Source organism: Mycobacterium sp. RTGN4, from assembly GCF_033804635.1.
GTDB lineage: Bacteria > Actinomycetota > Actinomycetes > Mycobacteriales > Mycobacteriaceae > Mycobacterium.
The window spans coordinates 1-3,005 of the sequence record NZ_JAPZLB010000041.1 but is presented as its reverse complement, the minus strand read 5'-3'; the positions used below and the strand labels follow the sequence as shown (position 1 = coordinate 3,005).

Here is a 3,005-nt window from a genome sequence, read left to right as displayed (position 1 = left end):
TAGATCAGTCCGAGTTGTTGCAGGTCGGTGATGTATTTCTTGATGGTGGGTGCGGTGACGTGGGGGATGTCGTTGTCGGGGCCGATTTTCGCTTGTTGTACTGCGGCGCGGAATCGTGGGGTTGGGGCGAGGGAGCCGAGGGCTGGTTCGGGGGCGTTGAGGTCGTGGGTGTCTAGTGGTTTGAGTTGGACTTGGAGCACTTCGAGTACCGATTGCTGGCGTTGGCTGTGGGGGAGCGCGCTGAGGCCGTCTTCGAAGCGTTGTAGCCATTGTCCGAAGCCGTCGATGCGTTGGATCTGGCAGCCGGCTTCGATGAGCCAGTCGACGTATTCGTCGAGTCCGATGCCGTCGTCGTGGGGGTTCATGACGTGGTAGGTCTCGAATCCGTCGACGACTTGGGTGCCCAGCGTGGCGATGGCTTCGGCGACGAATTCCACTGAGAGCCCGTCGAAGTGTGCGCGTTGGCGGTTGCCGTGGGCGTCGAGCCGGTAGAAGGAGGTGGGTGCCACGCCGGTGAGTGCCACGCTGAGCAGCATCCGGGTGAATATGTCGGAGAGGTTGAGTTGGCCTGTGTAGGTGAGCCCGGCCAGGATCATGTCGCAGCGGAACACCGATACCGGTAGTGCGCATAGGTCGTTGGCTTCGCGCAGCAGGACCTCTCCGGCCCACTTGCTGTTGCCGTAGCCGTTGGTGTAGCTGCCGTCGTTGGTGCGGGTGGGGCTGATGACGCGGATGTCGGCGTCCTCGGTGAACGCCGATGGTTCGATTTGATCGCCCACGTTGGCGGTGGAGACGTAGCTGTAGGGCTTGAGCTTGGTGGTCAGCGCCAGCCGGATCAGCTCGGCGGTGCCCACGACGTTGGGTCCGAACATTTCGCTGTAGGGCAGTACGCCGTTGACCAGGGCGGCGGGATCGACGATCAGATCGACGGTGTCGGCCAGCTGCTGCCAGCTTGGCTGGTCCAGCCCGAGGTTGGCCTCGCCCTTGTCGCCGGCGATCACCTGCAGGCGGTCGGCGGCCAGGTCCTGGTAGTGGCGTAGCAGTGTGGGGTCGCCGCTGTCGAAGATCTTGTCCAGTCGGGCCCGGGCATCCTGGTCCGACTCGGCGCGCACCAGGCAGATCAGCGTCCCGTCGACCTGCTCCATGCGTTCGAGCCATTCCAGGGCCAGGTAGCGTCCGAGGAAGCCGGTCGCTCCGCACAACAGCACGGTGCGCACCTCGGGGCCCGGCGGTGGCAATGCCGGGGCGTTGCTCAGCGTGGCGGCGTCGATGAATTTGTCCAGGGTGAGGTCGGTGGCGTGCACCTGGGGGGCGATGTGGCCATGCACCGATGCGCAACTGGGGCCGGTGACCGTTTTGTGGAGTTGCTGGCTCAGCCTGCTCACCGAGGGTGCCTCGAATATGGTGCGCACCGCCAGCTGGGTGTCCATGGCCTGGTTGATCTTGGCGATCACCTCCATCGCGGAAAGTGAGTCTCCACCCAGATCGAAGAACGAGTCATCGGCCCCGACCCGCTCCAACCCCAACACCTGGGCATAAACGCCGGCCACCAACTGCTCGGCGGGAGTCGAGGGCGCCCGATAGGCATCGGCATCGACGTACTCCGGAGCCGGCAACGCGCGGCGATCCAACTTCCCGTTCACCGTCAACGGCACCGATGCGAGCACCACCACCGCCGCCGGCACCATGTACCCCGGCAACCGCTGCGCCAACACCGCCCGCATCCCCGCCGGATCCGCTGCCCCCGCAACGGTCTCGGTGACATAACCGACCAACCGCTTGTCCCCGGGCCGATCCTCCCGGGCGATCACCACCGCCTGGGCCACCCCATCCAACTCACTGAGCGCGGCCTGCACCTCACCCAACTCGATGCGATACCCGCGGATCTTGACCTGCTCATCAGCGCGACCCAAATACTGCAACTGCCCATCAGCACCCCAACACACCAAATCCCCGGTGCGATACATCCGCGCCCCCACCCCACCGAACGGGCACGCCACGAACCGCGACCCACTCAACCCGGCCCGACCCAGATACCCCAACCCCACCCCACGCCCAGCCACGTACAACTCGCCGACCACACCCGCGGGCACCACACCCAACCACTGATCCAGCACGAACAACGCCGCCCCCGGCACCGGGACACCAATCGGCACCGGCCCCGAACCCACCCGCAACGGGGCGCTGATCGTGGCATACACCGTCGTCTCGGTCGGACCGTAACCATTGATCATCACCCGCCCCGGCGCCCACCGATCCACCACCTCGGCCGGGCACGGTTCGGCGGCCACCATCAGCGTCGCCGACTCCAGCCCCGCCGAGTCCAGCATGCCCACCGCCGAGGGGGTCTGGCTCAACACCGTGACCCGCTCGGCGACCAACAATGCGTGCAAATCCTGCGGGGAGCGGGTGACCTCCTCGGGCACCACCACCAACCGGCCGCCATGGAGCAGCGCACCCCAGATCTCCCACACCGAATAATCGAAGGCCAACGATGAACACCCCGCCCACACCTGCTCCGGGCCCATCACCACACCGACCTCGAGGCCCTCGAACAACCGCGTCACGTTCTGATGGGTGATCGCCACCCCCTTCGGAGTGCCCGTGGTCCCCGAGGTGTAAATGACATGCGCCACGTCCTCGGGGCCCGGGGCCACCGCAACCGCGGTGACGGGTTGGGTGTCGATGCGCGCATCGCTGATCACCACCACCGGCACCGCGGCGCCGCTCAACCGGCCCACCAACCCCGCGGTGGCGACCGCGACCACCGGGGCGGCATCACCGAGCATGAACTCGATGCGCGCATCGGGCACCGCCGCATCGATCGGCACATACGCCGCCCCCGACTTGAGCACCGCCACGATCGCGGTGACCGCCTCGATCGACCGCGGAAGCAGCAACGCCACACACCGACCCGGACCCGCACCATGGGCAACCAACAAGTGCGCCAACCGATTCGACGCCTCGTCGAGCTCCCGATACGTCATCGAGCGGCCCCCACCAGA

1 protein-coding gene is annotated in these 3,005 nt (G+C 66.4%); it reads right to left on the bottom strand.

Going from position 1 to position 3,005, the window contains the following annotated elements; translation table 11 throughout:
• A partial coding sequence (locus SLQ30_RS32970; protein WP_319458353.1) for an amino acid adenylation domain-containing protein occupies positions 1 to 3,005 on the bottom strand: 3,005 nt, incomplete at both ends.